Source organism: Citrobacter sp. LUTT5, assembly GCF_009905315.1.
Taxonomy (GTDB): Bacteria; Pseudomonadota; Gammaproteobacteria; order Enterobacterales; family Enterobacteriaceae; genus Citrobacter; species Citrobacter freundii.
The window spans coordinates 1,432,937-1,455,890 of sequence record NZ_CP047606.1 but is presented as its reverse complement, the minus strand read 5'-3'; the positions used below and the strand labels follow the sequence as shown (position 1 = coordinate 1,455,890).

Below are 22,954 nucleotides of genomic sequence, written 5' to 3'. Positions count from 1 at the left end.
ACGTTTACGTCGCCTCCGGCATTAACGCCGTGTTATTGCCGGATGGCGGTGCGAGCACCTTATCCGGCCTACAGGCATTACCCGGCAGCCGCGTACAGGTCGATAATCTGTTCCTGCGTGGCGGTGCGTGGGTTACTGCGAATACAAATATCCTCCAGCGCGGCGTGTGCCCATGCGCTGTAATGTTCGGGTTTTGCTCCAACGTCTGAGAGCCGTTTGGTCTGGCCCACTTCGCTAATCAACTCGCTGACCGCGTTGATAGCATCACGATCGTCCGATTTCTTGTTGGTTAACGCGCGTCCGATATGGCTGAAGCGCTCACGACACACCATGCGGTTGAACCCCATTACCGTAGGAAGCAGCATGGCGTTAGCCTGTCCGTGTGGGATATGCAACGTCGCTCCCGGCTGGTGCGCCATCGCATGGCACAGGCCCAGCCCTGCGCTGGAAAACGCCATCCCGGCCATACAGGAAGCCAGCAGCATGCTTTCGCGCGCCGCCAGATCCTGACCGTAGCCGACGGCCTTCGGCAGCGATTTACCTATCATCGCAATCGCGCCAATCGCCAGACTGTCGGTAAATGGCGTCGCGTTCAGCGCGCTATACGCTTCAACGGCGTGCGTCAGTGCATCAATCCCGGTCATTGCCGTTACATGTGCAGGCACGCCTTCCGTCAATGCAGCGTCCAGGATCGCCACATCCGGCATCAGGGTTGCGTGGGCCAGCACTTTTTTGAGTCCAGTCGCGGCGTCGATTATTACCGTGACGTTGGTGGTTTCTGAGCCCGTTCCGGCGGTAGTCGGTACGGCAATCAGCGGCAGACGTGGGCGTAACGCGCTGCGCTCGTCCATGTCTGCCAGCGTCTGAGTGGGGTTGGTCACCAGCAACGCCACTGCCTTGGCGGCATCCAGTACGGAGCCACCACCAAAGGCCACAACGCCATCGCACTTCGATTCACGCAATTGCGCGACCGCCGCGCAGACGTCCGTAATACACGGTTCGCCTACCGGACATGGCCACAGCGTCATCGCCACGCCTTTCATCGCCAGACTGCGTTCCAGCGCGGCGGTCATCCCCGCCTGATGCAGGAAGCTGTCCACCATGACGAACATATGCGTCAATCCGCGCGTTTGTGCTTCCTGTCCGCAGGTACTGAGCGCTCCCAGCCCACAAAGGGTTACCGGTGGAACGCTAAACGTTTTTACGCGTTGCAGATTCAGGGTATCGAATGCCTGAAAGAGCGCGGTCTGCAATTCAGCTTGCATAGATTCCTTCCGCTTTTTCTTTTCCGCTGTTGGCAATCGCCAGCGGGGTCATAAACAGGCTGTGCTGGGGTAAATGCACCTGCAGTTCCGGGAAACGCTTACGGAACAGCTCATCAACGCCCGGCTGCATGCAGGAACCACCGGCCAGCCATAAATCGGTAACGCCCTGACCCGCAATATGATGAGCCACGATTTCCGCCATTTTTTCGTAGACAGGCTTCACCACCGGCCAGATTTCTTTGCCGTTGCTACGCTTGTACTGCTCGGCTTCTTCTAACTGGATACGACGGTTCCCGGCCAGCGTCAGAGAGATATGATGCCCACCGGTTGCTTCATCAGCGGAGTAGGTCACCTTGCCTTGTTTAACGATCGCAATCCCGGTAGTGCCACCACCAATATCCACCACGCCGGCGTTATCGAGCTGCAACAGATCCGCCACCGCTGTCGGTTCGTCGAGCACATGGCTCACTTCAAGCCCGGCAGACTCCAGCACGTTAATAGAGATGCGAGGGTCAGTTCCCGGTGGAAATGAGGTTGCCGCATGGGTAAAGCGGCAACCCAACTGTTGTTCGAGCGTATCGAGATGGCGACGAACGATGGTCACCGCACCAAAGAAATCCCAGACGATGCCATCGCGCACGACATCGGCCCAGTCCAGGCAAACCGCGACCGGCTGTCCGTCACTGTCCACAACCATCGACACCACATCACACGTTCCCAAATCAATGCCCAACCACAGCGGTGAATCGCTCTTTGTGGGCGTCTGGTTACATAGCGTTGCCGCTTTTAGCAGTCTGGGTGTCAACCAACGTTGTTCGTCGTGCGCCATCTCATTTACTCCTTATACAATCCTGAAGGCGTCTACCAACACACAGCGACGCAGACGCACAAACGTACGCGCACTGGTCACCCCTTCCCCGGTTGGTGTGGTAATGGTCATCGTGGTCCAGCCTTCACCGCCCAGTCCAAGACCGGCAATGCACGGTCCATTCTTAACGAAAATGCTGGTATCAATGGCGTTTGCCATGCGGTTCATGTTGTCGATATTGCGTGAGTGCATCGCCGCCGTATGGTGGCAACCGCCTTCAAGCTTGACCGCCAGTTCAATGGCTTCATCGACGTTAGCGACCCGCACGACTGGTAGAACCGGCATCATCAGTTCGGTGACGGCAAACGGATGCGTCGCGGAGGTTTCGACGAATAACAGACGGGTTTGCTCCGGTACGTTCAGACCAATCGCCGCAGCGATTTTGCCTGCGTCACGACCTACCCAGTCACGACTGACCGTGCCTTTACCGCGCTCATCGATATTTTTCAGCAGCACCGGCTGCAGCTGTTCTGCCTGGGCCGTGGTGAGTTTCACCGCATGCTGGCTTTCCATCAGACGCATCAGTTCATCAGCGACACTATCGACCACGATCAGCACTTTTTCGTCAGCGCAGATGATGTTGTTGTCAAACGATGCGCCTTTGACTACCGACTGCGCCGCGCGTGCCAGGTCAGCCGTTTCATCAACCACCACCGGCGGATTACCTGCGCCAGCGGCAATCAAACGTTTGTTGGTGTGCTTACGCGCGGCATCTACTACGGCTTCACCACCGGTCACCACCAGCAGGCCGATACCAGGGTACTTGAACAGACGTTGGGCAGTCTCGATATCTGGGTTGGCAACCGTCACCAACAGGTTTGCCGGACCGCCTGCGGCAACTACCGCCTGGTTAAGCAGAGTGATAGCGCGCTGAGAGACTTTTTTCGCCGCCGGATGCGGTGCGAAAACCACGCTGTTACCAGCGGCAATCAGGCTGATGGCGTTGTTAATAACGGTCGCGGCCGGGTTGGTAGATGGGGTTACCGAGGCCACCACGCCCCACGGCGCGTTTTCAATCAGCGTCAGACCGTTATCGCCGGTCAGAACCTGTGGAGACAGGCATTCCACACCTGGAGTGCCGCGCGCCTGCGCCACGTTTTTGGCAAATTTATCTTCGACGCGTCCCATGCCGGTTTCAGTGACGGCAAGTTCCGCTAATTCTCTGGCGTGCTTTTCGCCCGCCTCACGTAGCGCCGTGATAGCCAGTTGGCGCATAGCGACGCTTTTCAGCCCCTGCTGGGCCAGTTTTGCTGCCGCCACTGCGTCATCCAGGGAGGCAAAAACGCCCATTTCTTGAACGGCACTGACGGGTTGGCTGCTGTCTTTCATTTTCAGCAGTACCGCTTTCACGACCTGTTCAATATCCTGTTGATTCATGATTTTCTGCCTTATTTATGGAAGATCACCTGACCACCTGCCACCACTTCATCGACAATGCCAATCACGCACAGATCGACAGGCGATGATTCATTCCGGTGCGCCTGACGGGCGGAGCTTCCGCTGACCAGCAGCACCCACTCTCCGGTTCCCGCCCCGATGCTGTCGATAGCAACAGCACATTGCCCGTCGGGATTTCCCTGGGCGTCAATCATTTCCACCATCAGCAACTTGTCGTGCGCGAGCCCCTGATGGCGTACGGTACAAACAATTTGTCCTGTAACGATTGCCAGTTTCATACGCGCCTCCGTGGCATATTTCAGGTAAAACCTCCCCCTACCCTCCGCAGAAGGTAATGTGAAAAGGAGAGAGGGTGACGCCAGCAATGAAGTCTGTGGCGTCACATGGACGACTTACATGTCGTTGCTGTCGCCTTTAAAGCTGATCGGGAACACTTCTTCCAGATCGCCGTGCGGACGCGGGATCACGTGCACTGAAACCAGCTCGCCAATACGCTGTGCTGCCGCAGCACCTGCGTCCGTTGCAGCTTTACATGCCGCTACGTCGCCACGGACCATGGCAGTGACCAGACCGCCACCGATCTGCTTCACGCCAACCAGTTTCACGCGTGCCGCTTTAACCATTGCGTCAGAAGCCTCAATCAGTGCAACCAGGCCCCGGGTTTCAATCATTCCTAATGCTTCCATTGTGTTTTCCTCTCATTAAGGGGTCCTGAACGGGACCTTATACAACCAGTGTGTGCGAGGCGTTTTCACGACTCATGTCAGTCTGGCGCGGCACTGCTGCCACCAACGCCAGTTCGATAATTTCCTGTACGCTACAGCCACGAGAGAGATCATGAAGCGGTGCGGCAAGCCCCTGAATCAATGGCCCTACTGCGCGATACCCTCCCAGGCGCTGAGCGATTTTGTAGCCAATATTGCCCGCCTCCAGCGATGGGAAGACCATCACATTGGCATTGCCCTTTAACGGACTTGCGGGCGCTTTTTGCGCAGCGACATCCGGAACAAAGGCGGCATCAAATTGCAGTTCACCGTCCACGGTAAGCTGCGGGGCACGCTCACGAACGATCTCGGTCGCCTGCTGCACGTTAGCGACGTTAGGATGGCGAGCACTGCCATTACTTGAAAACGACAGCATGGCCACACGCGGCTCTTCACCTGTGATCGCCTTCCAGGTTTCAGCGCTGGCGATGGCGATATCCGCCAGCTGTGCAGCAGTGGGCTGCGGCACAACGCTACAGTCTGCAAATCCTAATGACGGCCCGAGATACTGCGGCAGCATCAGGAAAATTGACGACAGCGTTTTGCAACCAGGCTGTAATCCAATAATGCGCAATCCTGCACGCAGCACGTTTGCCGTTGATGACAGGTTGCCCGCAATACACACATCGGCTTTACCGGCACTGACCATCGCGGCGGCAAACATCAGTGGATCGTTGAGCTTCTCTCGCGCATCCGGCGGCGTTTTTTCACCCGCACGCGCCAGCCAGCGCAGGGCAAACTCTTCACGCATCTGTACATTGCTTTGTGGATCAATAACCTGAATACCATCCATGGCTACGCGATGGCTGAGCGCAAACTGGCGTAGCGCAAACGGGCTGGCGACGAGAATGGGGCGTGCCAGACCGTGCTGATGCAGGTAATTCGCCGCCTTCAGCACCCGGACATCCAGCGCATCCGGGAACACTACTCGTGCAGGTGAGCGTTGGGCGAGTTGACGAGCACGTTCAATGATCATTGCTTCTCCCCCAGTCTCTGTTGAATTTGACTAACCGTCAGCGGATGCTTTGCAACACTCAGAATCATCATCACGTAGACCGTACTGGAAAGGCGGTTGAGCGCCTGCATAATGTCCGGTCGTATAACCTCAAAACTGCGAGTGATGAATACCTGGGCCGCCACCGTCTCCGTTTCACGGACTTTGGTACGCAGCAGATTAAGCAGCGCGCAATCACGTCCATGGCTGGCTTCAGGCACCAGATGGTCGTGGTCCAGATAGCGCAGCGGTTGATGCGAAAGACGGTGTAAATCTTCGTCACTTAAACCCACGACAGCTTGTGCTGCCAGCGGCTCATCCATGGCGTCTGCGCGCATAATATTGCCCAGGCGCGAGCGGATATCCGCCAGCCACGGCTGCCACGGTTCTGCCATCTCAATCTGCAACCACACGGCCAGGGCGATGGTGCTGTCCAGCGCGGCGCGAAATCCCAGCCGAGGGTCACTTTTGGCGACCATCTTGTCCGCCGTCAGATGCGTCAGGGTGTCCGGTTTCTTCGCCACCGGTTGATGGCACAGTTCGCAGCTGGCCTGTGGATGCGTATCACTGCTGGTTAACCCATGCACCGGCTGCGGCTGCTGTTCTTCGTCATCAATAAACAGGCTGCCCTGCTCGTCAATAAACTTAATGCGCAGATGTCGGCTTTCCAGTAATTCCCGGGCAGACGGCGTCAGGCGAGCGTCAGCGGGGAGATGAATTTCAGCCCCTTCGCTGAGCGTATGATTCGCTCTGAGCCATGCTTCGGTAATGAAATCCTTCATACATCCGCCTTAGCAGGACTGCCAGTTCGCAGGCCAGGCCACATACAGAAACTTCACCGTCGATGGCGTACCAAATTCGATGCTGGAGCCTTTCGGGATAAACATCACGTCCCCGGCTTTTGCAATCATGGTTTCGCCTTCGTGGCGAACATGCAGCTCTCCTTCCAGAATCATGTCGATTTCGTCGTAGTTCAGCGTCCATGGGAAAAAGGCGTTATCCCACTGCATAAACCCGGCGGCCATGCTGCTACCGTCCTGGTCGGTCACCAGATCGGTTAAGCCCACGCAGTGCGGCTGCGCGCCGTCAAAACGACCAAACTTCACGCTGCTGCCGTCGATGACTTTCACACCGCCTTTGCCGGTCACCGAGTTAAAGCTCGGCTGCATTCCGCCCTGCTCCAGCGACTGCTTTTCCTTCATGACTTTGTCCATCAACTGCGCGACCAGGCTTTCGGTAAACTGCCCTTCCGGTAACTGCGCAATGATGGTTTCGCGAATGCGCTGGCTTTCCGTTTTGCCATCAGTCACCGCTGCCGGAGCAGCAGCGACGGCTCCTGGCGCGGATTCATCGCATTCACTGATGGTAACGCCCAGCAGCTCCGCAACTTCGCGCGCCTCCGGGGTGATGATGCTGGCGCGCAGAACAACCGACATTTCCTGTTCGCCGCGTGCGTGGGCCGCACGAATATCGTTAGCTGTGATGAGTTTTTTCACCTGCCCTTTCCTCCTTTTGGCTGAGCTCAGTCAGATAATCCACCAGGTGCTGCACACTGCGCGGGTCATGGCTATTGAGCTCAAAAATCGGCTCCTGAAACCCCATCCCGCGAAGTAGTTGTCGCGTTGCGGCGACGTCGGCATCCGGCATGTCCGTTTTACTGATAACGGCGATTTGTCGTTTACTGGCACCGATATCCAACAGCCCGGCAGGTAAGCGACTTTCTTTATCATTTGCCGCGTGTATATAAATCAACGTATCAACATCCTGCAGCGTGGTAATTAAGGCGTGATACCAGCGCGGATGGCTAAAATATTCCCCTGGCGTATCGATATCGCCATTTTCATTAAACTCCACGGCCTGTGTTTTTCTGGCGAGGGAATAATTCCCCTGTAGCGCATTAAAGAGCGTTGTTTTCCCCGCCCCCACCGTACCGACAAACGCAATACGTTTCATCGCCGCCTCTGATTAACTTTTTGTCAGGTTGCACAAAGTGAAATTTAATAATCGACCCAGACCGCTTACCGTCTGTAATAACGCTTCTTCTACTGCGCCTACCGAGCCGTAGATCACCAGTGCGCCGCTGAATCTATCGAGAAAACCGATATGTACATCCGCCGCCTTCATGGCTAAGTCACCGGCAATCATCGCGGTTTCGCCTGGCGTCAGCGTCATGATGCCGATAGCGCCCGCTTCGGGAACGCCGATCTTTTTCGCTAATTCCTCGCCGGGGTGCGCAATGAGATGCGCCAGCGTGACCTGTTTCCCCGGCACAAATTCCTGAATAATGCGTTCTTTTTCCATTGCTCACCGCCTCCGCTAAAACTGCCCTCATCGTGGCAATTTTTTGTCAGAGTAAATAACAAAATTCGGCAACCAGGTTTAAAAGGTGAAGTAGATCACTAAGAGAAGGGGTAATAAAAAGTGAAGCGCATGAATTTGATGTAGAAATCAAAGAAGTTCATTTGCTTTAAATGGAATCATTAGCTTTTAAATAAGTTTAATCAAAACATCTATCATAGATTGTGTAAAAGGTTGCTTCCGCCGCGAGTAGCGACAAACTGATGATAGTTTTTTATCTCCAGACCTAAACGTTTTCTGAATCTCATTCACCCCCCCCTTCAGTTCTACCTGTGCTGACTTTACTGGCGTATGGTGACTTTCGGATGATATATCATGGAGAGAAACTCATGTCACAGCAGGGACTGCGCTTTACGCTGGAAGTGGACGGGTTACTGGCGATGAGCACCGCCGTCGTCAGCTTCACCCTCAGCCAGAATCTCTCCACCCTCTTTACACTCAGTGTCGATATCGCCAGCGGCCTGCCTGACCTCACCGCCACAGATTTTCTCGAGAAAAGCACCACCCTCACTGTCTGGCAGGGGGCTGTTGCACTGCGTTATCTTCACGGCATCATCACCGGCGTGGAGCTCAGGGAGAACAACGACTGGCAGATGAATTACCAGCTGACTGTTTCGCCCCCGCTCTGGCGGGCAGGGCTGCGGCAGAACTTCCGCATCTTTCAGCAGCAGGATATCCAGACTATTTCCTCCACCCTGCTTGCTGAAAACGACGTCACTGACTGGGTGCCTTCCTTTTATGAGCCCCATCCCGCCCGCGAATTCTGCGTGCAGTACGGCGAAACTGACCTCAATTTTCTGAGCCGCCTGTGGGCCGAAGAGGGTATTTTCTTCTTTGACTGGTTCCTCCCGACCGGTCCCGACCAGAAACTGGTGCTCTGCGATGACGTCGCCGGGGTCTCCACACTCGGCGACATGCCCTTTAACCCGAACACCCGGGAAGCCACCACCGCATGCATCAGTGCGTTCCGCTACCGGGCGCAGATTCGCCCTTCCTCGGTGGAAAACCAGGATTACACCTTTAAAGCCCCCGGATGGCCCGGTTACTTCAGCCATCACGCCAAAAACCTCAACGGCCAGCGCACACAGTATGAAATCTTTGATTATCCGGGACGCTTCAAAGACGTACAGCATGGTCAGGACTTTGCCCGCTACCAGGCGGAGGGCCACCGGCAGGATGCTGAAACGGCAGCCTGCGTGAGCAACTCCCCGAAACTGTGGCCCGGCAAACGTTTTACCCTGACCGGTCACCCGTCAGAGACGCTGAACCGCGAATGGCAGGTCACCGGCTCTGTACTGGAAGGAAAGCAGCCACAGGCGCAGCACGGTAGCTCCGGTGAAGGCACCACACTCAGTAACCACCTGGACGTCATCCCGGCTGACCGGACATGGCGTGCCTCCCCGCTGCCCAAACCCGCCGTGGACGGCCCGCAGAGTGCCATTGTCACCGGTCCTGCCGGCGAGGAAATCTTCTGCGACGAGCATGGCCGGGTGCGGGTGCGTTTCCACTGGGACCGCTACTGCCCGGGAAACGAAGACAGCTCCTGCTGGGTGCGGGTGTCACAGGCGTGGGCCGGTGCCGGATTCGGCAACCTCGCCATTCCGCGTGTGGGTCAGGAAGTGATAGTGGATTTCCTGAACGGCGACCCGGACCAGCCCATTATTATGGGCCGCACCTACCACCAGGATAACCGCTCGCCGGGCAGCCTGCCGGGCACGAAAACGCAGATGACCATCCGCTCGAAGACCTACAAAGGTGGCGGATTTAACGAACTGAAATTCGATGATGCGACGGGCAATGAGCAGGTCTATATCCATGCGCAGAAGAACATGGATACGGAGGTGCTGAACAACCGAACCACTGATGTGAAGGTGGACCATACGGAGACCATCGGCAATAACCAGAGCATCACTGTGGGACTCGGGCAGACCATCACGGTGGGTAAAGAAAACGCATCCGGACACGACCGGACAGTCACGGTCGCGCATGACCAGCGCAACACGACGGGGAATGACCGTCAGGTGACGGTGGGTCATGATGACACGGTGACCGTAAAAAACGACCGGAAGACAGAAGTGATGCACGACCGGCGTGAGCAGGTGGGGAATGACGAGACGCTGGTTGTGGGCAATGACCGGAAGATGTCGGTGAAGGGAAAACAGGAGCAGACCACCACCGGTGACCATATCAGCCTGGTGAAAGGGATGAAGAGCCTGGAGGTGAAGGGAGACCTGGCGCAGAAGATAAGCGGCGCGCTGGGAATAAAGGTTCAGAGCGATATTGTGCTGGAAAGCAGCAGCCGGATAAGCCTGAAGGTGGGCGGTTCGTTTGTGGTCATCCACCCGGGCGGCGTGGATATTATGGGGCCGAAAATCAATCTCAACAGCGGCGGGAGTCCGGGTACGCCAGTGGGGACACTGCAACCAGTTGTTCTGGCAACTTTATCAAGTGATGGCACTGGAGAAAATTCAGGAGGCGGCGATGATTCGAATGTCTCAGGTAATCCGGTGATTGAGTCGGAAGATGTAGATGAAGAGAAAAAAATTACCTCGATTAGTTGGTCTTATGGTGAAGATAAAATAGAGCTTGGTGATATATCGAGACATTATTTTGACCTGAACCTTCATATTCAGACAGAAAACTATAATCCTGGCGAAAGTGTTTGTTGTGCTGTGGAATATAATGACATAGATAATATTAAACAAATAATAACTGTTACTGGAATTGTTGATAATACTGGAAATGTTTGCATACGCAATGTTTTTAGTGATGTACTAATGAGCGTGCAATAAGGATATTGTAATGGGTAAAGTTCACGCAAGCGCAGGGGGACAAAAGTCCTCTTTGACGGCAAGAAGACCTACATGGAATAATGTTTATAATGGATACCCTAAAGTTAATGGAGGTACTTCATCGGAAGGTGATGAGTATTATGATACCGTTTTTACTAATGTTTTTGGTGCGAGTTATGATAAAACGATATATTTTAATGCTTGTGGAACAAGAGTTTCCCTAGCGTTGCTTGCTGGTGGAGTGAGGCAGGTTGGGAACCGAGGGATAAAAATAACAAATAAAAATCATAAATTTTATGGTAAGCAAATTGAACCTGGCGCTGAAAAATTAAAGAGTATTCTCGAAGGTAAGTGGGGAAAGGCTGACATAGTTGTAAATTTCCCGACTAACCTGAGTGATGTAAGTTCAAAACTAGATGGCAAGAAGGGTATTTATATTATGATCCCTAAATCCCCTAGAGATTTCCACGCATCAGGGCATGCAACATTATGGACCGGGAATAGAGTTATGGCCGATCATTACTATATCGCAGAATATACTGCCGCAATATACTTTTGGGAGTTGAAATAATGATACACAGACTCAACTTAGTCTTTTTTTTTATTTTTTGTTCCCAGATATGCCATTTGTTCAAATGGAAACGATCTCAATATCCATGAGCATCTTCTAGATAATTACAAAACGTATTCTCTTGCTCGATGCATTACTAATAATTATGAGGAAATGGGAATGGATTTTAATAAACTACCCTTGAAAGATTATACAATGGGATTCATTGATATCGAGAAAGGATTAGCTTTTAGTAGTGATAAAAATAATGCTCTTGATATGTTTATAAAAAGTAAAACAGATAATTTTTATAAAACCAGACAAACTGAAGGCGATCTGGCTCAGCTAAATATGGTTATATATGATTGTGTTGATTTTTATCACTCAAGAGAGCTGGATGCGCTTTTAAATAGTTTGATTTCAAAAAAAACAAAATAAGACAGGGTATGAAACTATCGATAGTGTTTTCAATTAAAGCCAAATAGCTGAGTCGAATACTGTTATATTTTTTACCGGCCCTCTCAGGACAATGGCGTAGTGTTATTTTCTCTGCTAAGTGACACTACGTCTAAACTTGTATTACCTTGCTCTTGAGTAACTGCCCCACTCAATAAATCATAAGTATGAATCTTGTCCAGCAATTGCACATAAAGTATGAATGATTCAGATATAGAACATAACTTACATATCATTACAAAATGATATTTTAAAAATTTGGCTGCATTGTAAACATTCAAATATTGTTTTTACTCACAACATTAATAATGGAGAACACTTGAATCACAAAAGATAATCTTCTGAAGATCATGTAATAGCAATAAATTCTAAATTTAAAATCATTTATTAACATAAATTTAATTTCTGCTCTAACTCTGACTAAATATTATGGAGGATCCCCATGCCCACAGCAGCCCGACTTAACGATAAAGGTACCCAGCACGATGGTTATCACGAAACTGTCATTACAGCGGGTTCCCCAACGGTATTTATTGATGGATTGCCTGCTGCCCGTATGAGTGACCCACTGACGCCTCACGATAAACCGAAACACCCACCTCACCCCCGAAAAATAGCCAGTGGTTCAGGCACTGTGTTTATTGACGGCCTGCCTGCCGCCAGAACCGGTGATGCAATTGACTGTGGCGGCGTGGTGATCGGCAGCGGCACAGTCAGTATCGGCTGATATACAAGGACAAGGTTATGTCACAAAATGGTTTGTGTTTTACGCTGGATGTGGAGAACTCAGTGTCCGGGAAGTGACTTCAAGGAAGAATTTACGGTCGTAGTGATAGATTCGAAACAAGAAAAGGATAAACCAATAAACTAAAGAGATGATAAAAAATCACAAAACATAATTTTAATGATATCAATGAAATTCCCCCTTACCCCATTCAAGCCAGGGTAAGGGTTCATACTTCACACTAACATAATTACAGCGGCTGAGTCTGTGCTTCTACAACCGCCAGCGCCACCATATTAACGATACGACGAACAGAGGCGATCGGCGTTAATACATGAACAGGTTTCGCAACCCCCATCAGCACCGGGCCAACCGTTACGCCTTCAGAACTGGAAACGCGTAGTAAGTTGTAACTAATACGGGCCGCTTCCATATTCGGCATCACCAGAATATTAGCTGAGCCTTTCAGCGGACTGTCCGGCATGCGGTCATTACGGATACTTTCCACCAGCGCGGCATCGCCGTGCATTTCGCCGTCAATCATCAACTCTGGCGCGCGCGCCTTAATCAGCTCCAGCGCTTCGCGCATTTTGCTGGCCGACGGGCAGTCAGAGGAACCAAAGTTGGAGTGCGACAGCAACGCCACCTTCGGTTCAATACCAAAGCGACGCACAGTCTCTGCCGCCATCACGGCGATTTCCGCCAGTTGCTCAGGCGTAGGATCGTCGTTGACGTAAGTATCGGCGATAAAAGTGTTACCGCTTGGCAGCAGCAAGGCGTTCATCGCCCCAGCAGTATGCACGCCGTCACGATGACCAAACACCTCTTTCACCACGCTGAAGTGCTCATGGTAGTCGCCAATCGTACCACAGATCATCGCATCCGCTTCGCCACGCTGCACCATGATTGCACCGATCACCGTAGTGTTGGCAATCACCGCACGCTGCGCCTGCTCCTGGGTGATCCCACGGCGCTTCATGATCTGATAATACTCACTCCAGTACTCTTTAAAGCGCGGATCGGATTCGTTGTTGACGATTTCAAAATCGACGCCCGCTTTGATCTGCAGCCCCAGTTTCTGGATACGCATTTCAATAACGCTCGGACGACCGATCAGGATTGGTTTTGCCAGCCCTAAAGTAATCAGCTCCTGGGTAGCATGCAGTACGCGCGCTTCTTCCCCTTCCGTCAGCACCACACGCTTCGGCGCTTTGCGTGCCAGGGAGAAAATTGGCTTCATGAACAGGTTGGTTTTGTAGACGAATTCAGTCAGCTTATCGATGTAAGCGTCAAAGTCGGCAATCGGACGCGTTGCCACACCAGAGTCCATCGCTGCTTTCGCCACAGCAGGGGCGATTTTGACGATCAGACGCGGGTCGAACGGTTTCGGAATGATGTATTCCGGGCCGAAGCTCAGGTCCTGATCGCCATAAGCAGAGGCCACCACTTCACTCTGCTCGGCATGCGCCAGCTCAGCAATGGCGTGCACCGCCGCCAGTTTCATCTCTTCGTTGATGGCCGTCGCACCAACATCCAGCGCACCGCGGAAGATGAACGGGAAGCACAGGACGTTGTTAACCTGGTTCGGGTAGTCTGAACGACCAGTACAAATGATTGCGTCGGAACGCACCTCTTTTGCCAACGGCGGCAGGATTTCCGGTTCCGGGTTAGCGAGTGCCAGAATCATTGGCGCACGCGCCATCTTCTTAACCATTTCCTGCGTCAGCACTTTCGGACCGGAGCAACCGAGGAAAATATCTGCGCCGTCAATGACATCATCCAGCGTACGCTTACCGTCATCCACCACCGCATAAGCCGCTTTGGTTTCCGCCATGTTCGGTTCGCGGTCTTTGTAAATCACGCCTTTGGAGTCACAGACCACAATATTGTGTTTCTGCATACCCAGCGCTACCAGCAGGTTCATACAGGCAATCGCTGCCGCGCCTGCGCCAGACACCACCATGCGCACGTCGGAGATATTTTTCTCAACCACCCGCAGACCGTTCAGAATTGCGGCAGTACTGATGATTGCTGTGCCGTGCTGGTCATCGTGGAAGACCGGAATATTCATGCGTTCGCGCAGCTTTTGCTCAATGTAGAAGCACTCCGGCGCTTTGATATCTTCGAGGTTGATACCGCCAAACGTGGGTTCCAGGGCCGCAACCACATTGATAAATTTATCCGGATCGAGTTCATCGACTTCAATGTCGAACACGTCGATCCCGGCGAATTTCTTAAACAGAACGCCTTTACCTTCCATCACCGGTTTGCCGGCCAGTGCGCCAATGTTGCCAAGACCCAGCACCGCCGTACCGTTAGAGATAACCGCAACCAGGTTGCCACGCGCGGTGTATTTGTAGGCTGCCAGCGGGTCCTTTTCAATTTCAAGACACGGTGCAGCCACGCCCGGCGAGTAGGCCAGCGCCAGGTCGCGCTGCGTTGCCAGAGGCTTGGTCGGAGAAACCTGGATTTTACCGGGTACTGGAAATTCGTGGAAATCGAGGGCGCTTTGTTTTAACTGGTCATCCATCTTGTTGTTCCTTTCACGTATCTATCAAAAAAGTGGCGCGGGTAACCATTCTACTGAGCCGCACATTATCACCTCAGTCAACGGCACAAACTTTGAAGGTCCCCAAACTCTCACCATTCAAAGAAAGAATTTGTTATCAATTTATAACAGCCATGTTACCTGCTTAATCCAGCAATACCATGCTTGTCTGCTATGCTTTTTGCTGACAACGCCCGCAATTTTCCCAAAAGTGTGAATCACAACACGCATCTAACACTTTACTTTTCAAGGAGTATTTCCTATGACCCGTAAAGAGCTTGCCAATGCCATTCGTGCGCTGAGTATGGATGCCGTCCAAAAAGCTAACTCCGGCCACCCAGGAGCACCAATGGGGATGGCCGATATCGCCGAAGTGCTGTGGAACGATTTTCTACGCCATAACCCGACAGATCCCACCTGGTACGATCGTGACCGGTTTATTCTGTCCAACGGCCACGCCTCAATGCTGCTTTACAGCCTATTGCATCTTTCCGGTTACGACCTGCCGATCGAAGAATTAAAGAACTTCCGTCAGCTCCATTCGAAGACGCCAGGTCACCCGGAAATTGGCTACACGCCGGGCGTGGAAACCACCACCGGACCGCTGGGCCAGGGTTTGGCCAACGCCGTCGGCATGGCCATTGCCGAGCGCACGCTGGCAGCGCAGTTTAACCAGCCGGACCATGAGATTGTTAACCACTTTACCTGGGTCTTTATGGGCGACGGCTGTCTGATGGAGGGTATTTCACACGAGGCTTGTTCGCTGGCGGGCACGCTGGGGCTTGGCAAACTCATCGGCTTCTACGATCACAACGGCATCTCAATTGATGGCGAAACCGAAGGCTGGTTTACCGACGATACTGCAAAACGCTTTGAGGCTTACCACTGGCATGTAGTGCACGACATTGACGGTCATGACCCTGAGGCGGTGAAAAAAGCCATTCAGGAAGCGCAGGCTGTTACCGATAAACCGTCGCTGATTATCTGCCGCACGGTGATTGGTTTTGGCTCACCGAATAAAGCCGGAAAAGAGGAAGCGCACGGCGCTGCGCTGGGCGAAGAAGAGGTGGCGCTGACCCGGCAGAAACTGGGGTGGCATCATCCTGCTTTTGAAATCCCCAAAGAGATTTACCGGGCCTGGGACGCACGCGAGAAAGGCGAAAAAGCGCAACAGGGCTGGAAGGAAAAATTCGCAGCTTACGAACAAGCCTACCCAGAACTGGCGGCAGAGTTTACTCGCCGGATGAGCGGCGGACTGCCTAAGGAGTGGGAAGCAACAACCCAGAAATATATTACCGACCTGCAAGCCAACCCAGCCAAAATAGCCACCCGTAAAGCTTCGCAAAATACCCTGAACGCCTATGGGCCGATACTGCCAGAACTGCTCGGCGGCTCGGCGGATCTGGCACCCAGCAACCTGACCATCTGGAAAGGCTCCTCCTCTCTTAAAGAGGATCATGCAGGAAACTACATCCACTACGGCGTGCGGGAATTTGGCATGACCGCCATTGCCAATGGTATCGCGCACCACGGGGGCTTCGTACCTTACACTGCCACGTTCCTGATGTTTGTTGAATATGCCCGTAATGCCGCGCGCATGGCGGCGCTGATGAAAGCCCGACAAATCATGGTTTATACCCACGACTCGATTGGCCTGGGGGAAGATGGTCCCACGCACCAGGCCGTCGAACAACTCGCCAGCCTACGCCTGACACCTAATTTCAGTACCTGGCGACCGTGCGATCAGGTTGAGGCGGCAGTAGGCTGGAAGCTGGCGGTCGAACGCCATGACGGGCCAACGGCGCTGATCCTCTCGCGGCAGAATCTGGCGCAGGTTGAGCGCACACCTGAGCAGGTGCAGCAAATTGCCCGCGGCGGCTATGTGCTGAAGGACGGCGGCGGTAAGCCGGATGTTATCCTGATTGCTACCGGTTCAGAAATGGAAATCACACTGCTGGCAGCGGAAAAACTGACCGGCGAAGGCCGTAACGTACGGGTAGTTTCTCTGCCTTCAACCGATATCTTCGACGCCCAGGATGAGACGTACCGGGAGTCGGTCCTGCCGGCAAACGTCAGCGCGCGCGTGGCGGTAGAAGCCGGTATTGCCGACTACTGGTACAAATATGTTGGGCTGAAAGGGGCGATTGTTGGGATGACGGGCTATGGGGAGTCGGCGCCGGCAGACAAGCTGTTCCCGTTCTTCGGCTTTACGGTAGATAACATCGTCGACAAAGCACACAAGGTGCTTAACGTGTGATCCACAGTGTGGGCCAGGCATCTGGCCCATGCCAGTTATCACAACTTGGCTCCTGGGCATAGCGCACCAGGCGAAAACGCTGACCATCGTAGCGCCAGCGGGTCTGGATACCGCAATCTGCCAACCCTCGTCCTTTAGCGAGGGTAACCAGCTCCCGCGACTTTTCGTCAAACGTAGCGTTGGTCAGCTCCATATCGCGACTTTCCGCATCCGTTTTAAAAGGCAGGCTTAACCGTACCGCGCGTGAAGTCAGCGGGGTTGTACGTGAAACCACCCACGCCAGATCGATAGTGTTATACGCTCCGGCCTCACAGCCAATCATCAGCAGCGCTTTATCATCCGTTAGGGCCGTGACGCGCATCTCGCGACGCAGCGGATCGATAGAGCAACGAATACCGTTGATTCGCCAGTTACCATAGTCCAGCAGTTCACTGCGCTCTTGCTGTGTGAGAGGCGTTGGTGTTGGGTTAATGACCGCTACGCCTTTCAGCGCGGGGGCAGGAGGTACACTGAGCGGAGGCTCGTCACCTTTTTCGATCCATGCGGTTTCGCTGCCAACCCGTTTTTGCTGGGCATCGATAAACAACAATGCGGCTTTTAGCCCGACCAGCGAAAGATTTTGCGCACCTTTTTGCAGGGTAATCGCCTTCGCGTCCTGTACGGTTTGTAAAAATGCGCTAATGGTGGCGGGATCATCGGTCATCAGTTGCCATGGGGTAACACGCCAGAGCTCGCCGCTCAGCGAGAGCGGCACACCATCCAACAACAGACGCGGCGCAATATCGCTCTCTTTGACGTTGGACGATTCCAGCCCGCCCAGCTCAATACGCAACACGGCGTCAGTATGTGCCCCGGCGCTGCGGCTCAAGGTCATGACCAGGCCGTGGTGCTCTCCGGTATTGCGCGCCACGCAAAAATTTTGGTTATTACACGTCACCTGCCAGTCAGAAAACGCCTGTTGCGCGGGCGCAGCCCAGAGCAATCGGGCTGGTAGCAACCCGAGCAGGAAAAGGAGAATAACGCGATAGCGCATGGACGGTACAACCCCGAAGTCAAAACACACAGCCTAAGCGGTATCTTCCTTGCGCGACTGATGTGGCTCAATAAGAATTGTCGGATTGGCCGTAAATTTGTAAAGAAATATAAATTCCACGCATTAGTCCATGAGATGCGACGACTGCAAATAGTTCAACAATAGCACCGTTTTACCGTCACGGATCTCACCCGTTTTGATCATTTCCAGCGCCTGTGTGAACGGCAGTTCCAGAACTTCAATATCTTCATCTTCCACACCGCCACCAGCGTTTGCTCGCTGGCTGTCACTGTATTGTGCAATGAAGAAGTGGATTATTTCCGTCACGCCGCCCGGCGACATGTATAACTCAAACAGTTTGCGCACTTCGCCCACTTCAAAGCCGGTCTCTTCAATGGCCTCTTTGCGAATGCACGCTTCCGGTTCGTCGTTATCCAACAGCCCAGCGCAGGTTTCAATCAGTTGACCATCTTCATTACCGTTGACCCAGGTGGCGACGCGGAACTGGCGAATTAAGACCACCGTTTTCTTCTCCGGGTTATACAGCAGGATTGTGGCACCGTTACCGCGATCGTAAACCTCGCGTTTATGACGAATCACCTCCCCAGTGCTACGGGTCAGGTCATAGGTGATATTGCGCAGGATGAAGTAGTTATCGGAGAGGACTTTATCTTTGATGAGGGTAATTTTTTGCGACATACCGGCTCCACAGCAAGAAGTGAGAAATAATACTACGCCGTGAAACCGGGTTTGTCTTGGAACAATGTAGGCCTGATAAGCAAAGCGCCATCAGGCATTCATGCGGCACATTGCCGGATGGCAACGCTAACGCGTTTTATCCGGCCTGGACGCCGATTAGTGAGATTTGACTGATTTTACGCCCAGCCAGTCGACGATCCCCTGGGCGGCGTGCCGCCCCTCCGCCATGGCCGTCACCACCAGATCCGCACCGCGTACCGCGTCGCCACCGGCAAAGATTTTCGGGTTACTGGTTTGGTAACGGTATGCGCTTTCAACATCGGCGGCAATGCGCCCCCAGTTATCGACCTTAACGCCATGCGACTCCAGCCACGGCATGCCGTGTGGGTGAAAACCAAACGCCATGATCACCGCATCTGCGGGCATCACAAACTCACTCCCGGCGATGGGAACAGGGCGACGACGCCCCTGCGCATCAGGTTCGCCAAGTTGGGTACGTAAGAAACGCACGCCGCTGACTCGCCCATCGGCATGCAACACCAGCTCAACCGGCTGGACGTTAAACTCGAAGTTTGCCCCCTCTTCCCGGGCGTTCTTCACCTCTTTTTTCGAACCCGGCATGTTGGCTTCATCACGACGATAGGCGCAGGTCACCTGGCTTGCACCGTGGCGCAGCGCGGTACGTACACAGTCCATGGCCGTATCGCCTCCGCCCAGAACCACCACGTTCAGTCCGGCGGTATCGATAAACGGTTCTTCAGGCAACTCATCCAGCCCCATCACCTGCTTGGTGTTGGCAATCAGGAACGGCAGCGCATCATATACGCCTGGCGCGTCTTCATTTGGCAGGTCCGCCTTCATGGAACGATAGGTTCCCACCCCCACGAACACGGCATCGTAATCCTCCAGCAACTTTTCAAGTGCGACGTCCTTACCCACTTCACAGTTAAGTTCGAAATGAATCCCCATAGCGCTGAAGATTTCACGGCGACGCGTCAGCAGCGATTTGTCCAGTTTGAAGGCCGGAATACCGAACGTCAGCAAACCGCCAATTTCAGGATGGCGATCGTAAACGGTGGCACTGATACCGCTACGCGCCAGCACATCCGCGCAGGCCAGACCCGCCGGACCCGCGCCGATAATGGCAACACGCTTGTCCACTTTCTGCACATGGCTTAAGTCCGGTCGCCATCCTTTACTCAGCGCCCGATCGGAGATGTAACGCTCAATATTACCGATAGTGACTGCGCCATGCTCACTACGCACCGTGCATGCCCCTTCGCAGAGTCGATCCTGCGGGCATACACGCCCGGTCACCTCCGGCAAACAGTTGGTTTGATGTGAAAGCTCAACCGCGGCATCGATGTTTCCGGCTTTGACCAGCTCAATCCACTGCGGAATGTGGTTATGCAACGGACAGGTCCATTCGCAAATACTGTGGTCGCCGCATTTCAGGCAGCGAGAGGCTTCCCGCTCCGCCTGCGCCGTACGAAACGGCAGATAGATCTCTTCAAAGCTGGTTTTCCGGGCATCAATCGCCAGTTTATCCGGTTCACCACGCGCAGGCGTTGCCTGCATTCGCTCACGTTTGGTGATGACATGTGGAACAAAATCGGTAGTGCTGGCGTGCCATGGCTGGCTTTCCAGACTTGCGGTACGCAGCCTGCGCGCTTTTGACAGACCGGTAAGCGAGCTTTCCGTCACCAACTGTAACGCCTGCGCCGGGCAGTTCTCTACGCAGGCGGGCCCCTGTTCACGCCCCTGGCACAGATCGCATTTGTGCGCGGTGGCTTTCACCTTCCCTTTGGCGACGGGAGTGAGTACGATCTGCATCGTGCCGAAAGGACAAGCAACGACGCACGATTTACAGCCAATGCACTTTTGCGGGTTCACCTGAACGCTGTCGTTATCATGGCTAATTGCCCCATTTGGGCAACTTCTGGCGCAGGGTGCATCTTCGCAGTGGTGACAGGTCACCGCGCTGCGCTGCTGCTGATGTTTAATGACGGTAATTCGGGGCTGAAAATGCCGTTGGCTCAGGACATGCTGTTCGCCATTGTGAGCCATGACGCAGGCGACCTCACAGGCATGGCATCCCAGGCACTGCTGGCTATTGACCATAATAAAACGATTCATGGCTTCCTTCTTTTTTGGTTGCAAAAACCTTATTCTTTATAAGAGTGTTATTAACCGACACGGAAGGAAGCGGCAATGTTCATTTGCCCAGGAAGCACAACTATTTATGCAGAACCTGTGGCAGATCAATTTATTTCATCGCATATGAAATTGTGTTTCAGTTACCATCCAGTTTCATGGCGTTTTATTAACCTTTATCAAATACACCGCATCGTTCACGCTGTTTTCAGGCGCGACGTGTATTGTGTGAGGATGCACAAGTGACGGTAAAGCGTCCGGTCTCGGCCAGTCTGGCTAAAGCTTTTTTCTACATAGTGCTGCTGTCAATTCTCTCAACTGGTATTGCGCTGCTCACGCTGACCAGCAGCTTGCGAGATGCCGAAGCCATCAACGTTGCTGGCTCATTGCGCATGCAAAGCTACCGTCTGGGTTACGATCTGCAAAGCCAGAGCTCGCAGCTTAACGCCCACCGCCAGCTTTTCCAGCAGGCGCTAAACGCACCGGCATTACAGAATCTGAATGCGTGGTATGTGCCACAAGCGGTAAAAAGCCGCTATGGACGTCTGCATGCTAACTGGCTGGAAATGAATGCCCGCCTGATCGACGGCGATTTAAAATGGTACCAGGCCAATATCAACAACTACGTCGATCAAATCGATCTCTTCGTGCTGGCGTTGCAACATTATGCCGAGCGTAAAGTCATGCTGGTATTTGGTATCTCGCTGGCGGGCGGGATCGGCATATTCACCCTCGTCTTCTTTACCCTGCGGCGCATTCGCCAGCAGGTGGTGCGTCCGCTGAATAAACTGGTGATGGCCAGTCAGCAAATTGAACACGGTCAGTTTAATATCCCACCGCTTGATACCGGTTTGCCCAATGAGCTGGGGTTGCTGGGCAAAACGTTTAGCCAGATGTCGAGTGAATTACACAAGCTGTATCGCTCGCTGGAAGCGTCTGTTGCCGAGAAAACTCACGATCTCCATGAAGCCAATCGCCGTCTGGAGGTGTTGTATCAGTGCTCCCAGGCGTTAAATACCAGCCAGATTGACGTGTACTGTTTCCGCCATATTTTACAGATCGTCCGCGAACATGATGCCGCGTATTTCCTTGAGCTCACCGTCGGTGATAACTGGCGGATTAGCGAAGGGACTAAAAGCCTGGAGCTACCGATGCAGATCCTGCCGGTCACTATGCAGGAAACCGTCTACGGCGAACTGCACTGGCAAAGTCCAAACGTCAATGCTTCTACTCCGCTGCTTAACAGCGTTTCCTCAATGCTGGGACGCGGGTTGTACTTCAACCAGGCACAAAAACATTTTCAGCAACTGTTGTTAATGGAGGAGCGAGCGACGATTGCACGCGAACTGCACGACTCACTGGCACAGGTACTCTCTTATTTACGCATTCAGTTGACGCTGCTGAAGCGGTCAATTCCGGAAGATAACGCCCCAGCGCAAAGCATCATGGCGGATTTCTCCCAGGCGCTGAACGATGCCTACCGCCAGCTACGCGAACTGCTCACCACCTTCCGTCTGACCTTACAACAGGCAGACTTACCCTCCGCCCTGCATGAAATGCTGGAAACGCTGCAAAATCAAACCTCAGCTAAACTCACACTCGACTGTCGGTTACCCACGCTGGCGTTGGATGCGCAAATGCAAGTGCACCTGTTGCAGATCATCCGCGAAGCGGTGCTGAACGCCATTAAGCATGCCAGTGCGAGCGAAATTGCCGTCAGTTGCGTAACGGCTCCGGACGGCAACCACACGGTTTATATCCGCGATAACGGCATCGGCATTGGCGAGCCGCATGAGCCTACAGGGCACTATGGACTAAATATTATGCGTGAGCGGGCGGAAAGACTAAGCGGCACGTTGACCTTCTCTCAACCTTCCGGAGGAGGAACGTTGGTAAGCATCAGTTTCCGATCGGCTGAATCAGACAGTTATCTAACGTAAAGAACCACAAAGCGCCGTCGGGTCTGGATCCTGGCCTGACGGCGTTGGCACGAAAGGTATGCTGTAAACGGGCATGATAATTTACATTATCTTCTTTTTTTCTCCACGTTTGACCCGTACCTTGCCGCTAAAGTGAAGCAAGCCATACCCATAA

20 protein-coding genes are annotated in these 22,954 nt (G+C 53.4%); 6 read left to right on the top strand and 14 right to left on the bottom strand.

Annotated elements, in window-relative coordinates; genetic code table 11:
* Window positions 1–77: 77 nt before the first annotated feature.
* From eutG to eutS, 10 genes are all read right to left on the bottom strand, one after another.
* Window positions 78–1,265 (bottom strand): ethanolamine utilization ethanol dehydrogenase EutG, encoded by a 1,188-nt coding sequence (eutG, locus tag GUC46_RS06795; protein ID WP_003038020.1) that lies wholly within the window; start codon window positions 1,263–1,265, stop codon window positions 78–80.
* Window positions 1,255–2,094, bottom strand: a complete 840-nt coding sequence (gene eutJ, locus GUC46_RS06790; protein ID WP_003838530.1) for an ethanolamine utilization protein EutJ — start codon at window positions 2,092–2,094, stop codon at window positions 1,255–1,257. Before eutJ ends, eutG begins: the two co-directional genes overlap by 11 nt.
* 12 nt (window positions 2,095–2,106) lie before the next feature.
* Window positions 2,107–3,510 (bottom strand): aldehyde dehydrogenase family protein, encoded by a 1,404-nt coding sequence (locus GUC46_RS06785; protein WP_003038014.1) that lies wholly within the window; start codon window positions 3,508–3,510, stop codon window positions 2,107–2,109.
* 11 nt (window positions 3,511–3,521) lie between these two features.
* The gene (eutN, locus tag GUC46_RS06780) at window positions 3,522–3,809 is read right to left on the bottom strand and encodes an ethanolamine utilization microcompartment protein EutN (protein WP_003038011.1); all 288 of its coding nucleotides are present in this window, start codon (window positions 3,807–3,809) and stop codon (window positions 3,522–3,524) included.
* 114 nt (window positions 3,810–3,923) lie between these two features.
* Window positions 3,924–4,217 carry an ethanolamine utilization microcompartment protein EutM gene (gene eutM, locus GUC46_RS06775; protein WP_003835054.1) on the bottom strand — a complete coding sequence of 98 codons (294 nt, stop codon included), beginning with the start codon at window positions 4,215–4,217 and terminating at the stop codon, window positions 3,924–3,926.
* A gap of 37 nt (window positions 4,218–4,254) precedes the next feature.
* Window positions 4,255–5,271 carry a phosphate acetyltransferase gene (pta, locus tag GUC46_RS06770; protein ID WP_016150739.1) on the bottom strand — a complete coding sequence of 339 codons (1,017 nt, stop codon included), beginning with the start codon at window positions 5,269–5,271 and terminating at the stop codon, window positions 4,255–4,257.
* The gene (gene eutT / locus GUC46_RS06765; RefSeq protein WP_003838524.1) at window positions 5,268–6,071 is read right to left on the bottom strand and encodes an ethanolamine utilization cob(I)yrinic acid a,c-diamide adenosyltransferase EutT; all 804 of its coding nucleotides are present in this window, start codon (window positions 6,069–6,071) and stop codon (window positions 5,268–5,270) included. The genes pta and eutT overlap by 4 nt, the downstream gene beginning before the upstream one ends.
* 9 nt (window positions 6,072–6,080) lie before the next feature.
* Window positions 6,081–6,785: an ethanolamine utilization acetate kinase EutQ gene (gene eutQ / locus GUC46_RS06760; protein ID WP_003847253.1), complete on the bottom strand. Its 705-nt coding sequence runs from the start codon at window positions 6,783–6,785 to the stop codon at window positions 6,081–6,083.
* Window positions 6,763–7,242, bottom strand: a complete 480-nt coding sequence (gene eutP / locus GUC46_RS06755) for an ethanolamine utilization acetate kinase EutP (RefSeq protein ID WP_003037998.1) — start codon at window positions 7,240–7,242, stop codon at window positions 6,763–6,765. Before eutP ends, eutQ begins: the two co-directional genes overlap by 23 nt.
* Window positions 7,243–7,254: 12 nt before the next feature.
* The gene (eutS, locus tag GUC46_RS06750; RefSeq protein ID WP_003037995.1) at window positions 7,255–7,590 is read right to left on the bottom strand and encodes an ethanolamine utilization microcompartment protein EutS; all 336 of its coding nucleotides are present in this window, start codon (window positions 7,588–7,590) and stop codon (window positions 7,255–7,257) included.
* A gap of 386 nt (window positions 7,591–7,976) precedes the next feature.
* Here eutS and GUC46_RS06745 point away from each other — a divergent pair, with 386 nt between their 5' ends.
* From GUC46_RS06745 to GUC46_RS06730, 4 genes are all read left to right on the top strand, one after another.
* Entirely contained in the window at window positions 7,977–10,439 is a 2,463-nt protein-coding gene (locus GUC46_RS06745) for a type VI secretion system Vgr family protein (RefSeq protein WP_160179957.1), read from the top strand.
* Window positions 10,440–10,449: 10 nt separating this feature from the next.
* Window positions 10,450–11,010, top strand: a complete 561-nt coding sequence (locus GUC46_RS06740) for a T6SS effector amidase Tae4 family protein (RefSeq protein ID WP_088903194.1) — start codon at window positions 10,450–10,452, stop codon at window positions 11,008–11,010.
* 159 nt (window positions 11,011–11,169) lie between these two features.
* Window positions 11,170–11,427: a hypothetical protein gene (locus GUC46_RS06735; RefSeq protein ID WP_225990936.1), complete on the top strand. Its 258-nt coding sequence runs from the start codon at window positions 11,170–11,172 to the stop codon at window positions 11,425–11,427.
* A gap of 460 nt (window positions 11,428–11,887) precedes the next feature.
* Window positions 11,888–12,172 (top strand): type VI secretion system PAAR protein, encoded by a 285-nt coding sequence (locus GUC46_RS06730; protein ID WP_031605187.1) that lies wholly within the window; start codon window positions 11,888–11,890, stop codon window positions 12,170–12,172.
* A 247-nt stretch (window positions 12,173–12,419) separates the two neighbouring features.
* Here the strand turns inward: GUC46_RS06730 and maeB are convergent, their stop codons facing one another.
* Window positions 12,420–14,699, bottom strand: coding sequence for an NADP-dependent oxaloacetate-decarboxylating malate dehydrogenase (maeB, locus tag GUC46_RS06725; RefSeq protein ID WP_003838520.1), 2,280 nt, complete (start codon window positions 14,697–14,699; stop codon window positions 12,420–12,422).
* A gap of 280 nt (window positions 14,700–14,979) precedes the next feature.
* On the opposite strand from maeB, the gene tkt reads away from it, so the two are divergent.
* Window positions 14,980–16,974: a transketolase gene (gene tkt / locus GUC46_RS06720; RefSeq protein ID WP_016150740.1), complete on the top strand. Its 1,995-nt coding sequence runs from the start codon at window positions 14,980–14,982 to the stop codon at window positions 16,972–16,974.
* On the opposite strand, the gene GUC46_RS06715 is transcribed toward tkt, so the two are convergent.
* From GUC46_RS06715 to aegA, 3 genes are all read right to left on the bottom strand, one after another.
* Window positions 16,964–18,007 carry a DUF1176 domain-containing protein gene (locus GUC46_RS06715; protein WP_130714458.1) on the bottom strand — a complete coding sequence of 348 codons (1,044 nt, stop codon included), beginning with the start codon at window positions 18,005–18,007 and terminating at the stop codon, window positions 16,964–16,966. The two genes, tkt and GUC46_RS06715, sit on opposite strands and share 11 nt — an antisense overlap.
* Before the next feature lie 123 nt (window positions 18,008–18,130).
* A complete protein-coding gene (gene nudK, locus GUC46_RS06710) occupies window positions 18,131–18,706 on the bottom strand; it encodes a GDP-mannose pyrophosphatase NudK (protein ID WP_003838513.1) in 576 nt (191 codons plus the stop codon).
* Between the two features lie 156 nt (window positions 18,707–18,862).
* Window positions 18,863–20,842 (bottom strand): formate-dependent uric acid utilization protein AegA, encoded by a 1,980-nt coding sequence (gene aegA, locus GUC46_RS06705; RefSeq protein WP_049002449.1) that lies wholly within the window; start codon window positions 20,840–20,842, stop codon window positions 18,863–18,865.
* A gap of 260 nt (window positions 20,843–21,102) precedes the next feature.
* Between aegA and narQ the strand changes: the two genes are divergently transcribed.
* Window positions 21,103–22,800, top strand: a complete 1,698-nt coding sequence (narQ, locus tag GUC46_RS06700; RefSeq protein ID WP_044714589.1) for a nitrate/nitrite two-component system sensor histidine kinase NarQ — start codon at window positions 21,103–21,105, stop codon at window positions 22,798–22,800.
* Window positions 22,801–22,954: the final 154 nt, after the last annotated feature.